This is a genomic window from Bradyrhizobium sp. CCBAU 11357, from assembly GCF_028128865.1.
In the GTDB taxonomy this organism is placed as follows: Bacteria; Pseudomonadota; Alphaproteobacteria; order Rhizobiales; family Xanthobacteraceae; genus Bradyrhizobium.
The window spans coordinates 406-3224 of the sequence record NZ_LBJW01000002.1; the positions used below are offsets into that span (position 1 = coordinate 406).

At 57.8% G+C, this 2819-nt stretch carries 4 protein-coding genes; 1 reads left to right on the top strand and 3 read right to left on the bottom strand.

From position 1 onward, the window contains the following. Positions 1-380: 380 nt before the first annotated feature. The 3 genes from XI05_RS00235 to XI05_RS00245 all read right to left on the bottom strand — a co-directional run bounded on the left by XI05_RS00235 (position 381) and on the right by XI05_RS00245 (position 1529). The gene (locus tag XI05_RS00235) at positions 381-638 is read right to left on the bottom strand and encodes a hypothetical protein (RefSeq protein ID WP_271497738.1); all 258 of its coding nucleotides are present in this window, start codon (positions 636-638) and stop codon (positions 381-383) included. Beyond that, on the bottom strand, positions 628-858 hold the full coding sequence (locus XI05_RS00240) for a helix-turn-helix domain-containing protein (protein WP_271497740.1): 231 nt from the start codon (positions 856-858) through the stop codon (positions 628-630). Before XI05_RS00240 ends, XI05_RS00235 begins: the two co-directional genes overlap by 11 nt. A 446-nt stretch (positions 859-1304) precedes the next feature. Then, positions 1305-1529, bottom strand: a complete 225-nt coding sequence (locus tag XI05_RS00245) for a hypothetical protein (RefSeq protein WP_172789758.1) — start codon at positions 1527-1529, stop codon at positions 1305-1307. 677 nt (positions 1530-2206) lie between these two features. Here XI05_RS00245 and XI05_RS39595 point away from each other — a divergent pair. Further along, on the top strand, positions 2207-2575 hold the full coding sequence (locus XI05_RS39595; RefSeq protein WP_442869215.1) for a PilZ domain-containing protein: 369 nt from the start codon (positions 2207-2209) through the stop codon (positions 2573-2575). Positions 2576-2819 lie beyond the last annotated feature (244 nt).

Genomic DNA, 2819 nt, shown 5'->3' on the forward strand with positions numbered 1-2819 from the left:
TCGCGCCGCAACGAGCCCTGGCTGATCGCCAGCGTCAGGCCGTCCATAACGTGGATGTTGGAGCTTCAGTACGACGGCTCTTTTCCTCGCGTCGAAGTCGACGCGGTGTGGTACCCAAGATGGGAATGCCGTCATGCGCGTTTGCGCAAACAAGGGGTGGCAGCGTCAGTCACGACCCGTCGGTTGAGCTCTTGAGACTGGACGAGGCCACAGCAGCTAACATCACGAACGTTGGCTCTGCCGCTCCTCGCCCCGGCTACCGCAGAAACGATCGCGTCATGGCTCAGATCGTCTGCCGACTATAAGCGATAATCGCACTGCGGCAACGGTCGCGCAGAATTACGCTGTTTGTTTGTAGGGCCTGCGGGCATCCATTAGGACTAGGGCGAAAGCAGCTTTGCGATTACCGCTGCGGTCAGCAGCGTAGCGTGACCGTCGGGCGCAATGGCGTAAATGAGCGCGCGCCGGGTAAAGGCGGCGGGATCGCTCTCGATCTCGCGGGCGGCTTGCATCGCGGCGATGACGGTCGATCGCTTCTCGATGCGGTACTTGCCGCGCCCGAGGAAGATGGATGCGGTGAAATGATCCGCCTTGCGGATCGCCACGACCGCCCGGGTCTCGATCTCGTCAAATCTCACGGCCAACTCCGAGCGATACCGCCGCGACGGCGAGCGAGATGTATTTCGTGATCGGATGGTCGCCGTGCTCATAACCGGCCCATGCGCCGCGAGAGCAGCCGATCGCATCGGCGGCTTGTCGCTGCGAATAGCCGAAGCGCGCGCGCCAGTCGGTCAGTGATTGCGGCGTTGCGAGGGCGTGGCGCCGGTCTCTGAATTCGTCATTCCCGGGTCTCCTCATTGGCAGGCCATCGCGGAATGCAGAGGGCCTCGACCCCGAAGACCGGGAAGCTGACCGATCAGCGCCCGGCAATCGGCCGGGCGGCGGTATTGGGCTAAATCCGCGGCGGAATGGCCCAGATTTAAGCCACTGGTCGGTGGTTGGAAGATCCAAAGGATCGAATGCGAGCCTGAAAATGGCGGAAGACAAAGGGCGGCCCCTCAATCGACCGTGGGGCCCTCACGGGGCCGCCCCGATCCCGGCGGGGCTTCCGCCGCCCCCGGCGGCAATGCCGCATCAGTAGGCGCCGACATCCGAGCCGTCCACTCCGCGATGCATGAAAGTCGTCTTGGCTTACACTTGACTGATGGCGATGAGAACTTGCTGCGCGCTTCATTAGGGCAACGAGCCGACCTGTGTGGCGCAAGTTGAACCGAAATCCCGCAGTGATAGTGGGGCGCGCACCACTACGTCTTGGCTGACGCGCGAAATTTTTCAGCATTCTCCGCGGCCACAGCTAAGGATCTAGATAACTCACGTGCCTGCCCCGGCGTCACTTGGAGGTGAACGCCGACGACGCCCGCAATGGCAATGGAGATTTCATCATCCATCTGCTCAACTAAGATGGCAGCCGACTTGTCGATCTCGATCTCGGCAATACGTCCAATGACAACATCCTGTTCATTCGCCATCACGAGACGCCCATTTATGATCGGTTCGGCTGGAGCTGGAGCGGCGGGACCCTATCCGTAGAATCGAATCAAAAAGCGGATAGCAAATAACGCGCCCGCGGCTACCACTGCCGTCGTGGCTATCGCGAAAACTATTCTAGCGACTTGGATGGCGGTCTCTTGCCGTTGATTTGAGGCTAGCGATCTTGGTGGGCAGTTTCACATGCTTCCTCCCTTACGAGCGACGGTCCCGATGAGGCATTATCTCCGAAGGCGAACTGCGGCGCACCTACCAGGATGGTGGGGTCTTATGAAGATTTACGCGGCCTTGCTGTGGCAATACCATTCGGCTCAATCCTGCTTTTTGACAAACTGAAGGACCACACCGGCAGGACTTTTGTCCTTACACGATCGTCTTTAGACAACGCCTCCACCCCAGCCACGACAATGCTTTCTGCGGCGAGCGGCCACAGGCCTGCCATAGTCGTTGCACCATTGTCGTCTCTCCACAGGTGAGGCCAGCAGTGCCATCCAATGCCGGAAAACTACGGGTCCAACCGCGAAATCACGATTGGCGACAAACGGTAGTCGTCCGGAATTCCCTCAACCTGAGGATCGCTCTACAGAAGTTATCGCGATGGTTGTTGAGTTTCGGATCATGTGGGAAGCGCCAACCAGAATAACGGAGAATGAGGGACATGAGCCTGGAGCGCCAGTACCGAGAGCTAAAGGATTTGCAAGAAAAGGTCCGTCAACGGGAAGGGAAGAATTGGTCCCGGCGGTCCCTCGAAAGGCAGTCGGTGTGGCGAGAGGTTCTTCTCTCAATTCCAGGACACATCACCTCCGAGCCATGCCTGGTGCGTGATCTATCCAGTAGAGGAGCTGGCATTCAGCTTAACGGACTCACGCTTCTGCCTATGGAGTTTTCGATTTCTTTCGATAGGTTTCGCACCTCCTATCCTTGTCGCCTCATCTGGCGACAGGGAGACTTCATCGGGGTGGCGTTCCAAAACACGGACCGTTATTCAGCCCTCGTGGAACCAAATACGAAGCCTGCTTTGCGGTAGAGCTGCATAGGAAATCGAACCCTGATTTGTGAGCTTTGGTTTGAGCTTGGAAATGGAAGAAAAGACCAGAAGTAGAGCCAAGAATCGGAGCTTTCAGTCGTACTCAAGTTAGCCGGGATTAGTCAGCCTTTATCACTTTTTGGGCAACCCGTGGGCAACCACGTACGTATTACTAGCAAGAACCGTACGGCAAAAGTGATGGAGCAGTAACGCAAAAGCCGCCATGTGGCGGCTTTGCATTGGA

Coding starts and splice junctions, on each gene's coding strand:
- XI05_RS00240 (WP_271497740.1), bottom strand. CDS start 858: ATGAGGAGACCCGGGAATGACGAATTCAGAGACCGGCGCCACGCCCTC.
- XI05_RS00245 (WP_172789758.1), bottom strand. CDS start 1,529: ATGGCGAATGAACAGGATGTTGTCATTGGACGTATTGCCGAGATCGAG.
- XI05_RS39595 (WP_442869215.1), top strand. CDS start 2,207: ATGAGCCTGGAGCGCCAGTACCGAGAGCTAAAGGATTTGCAAGAAAAG.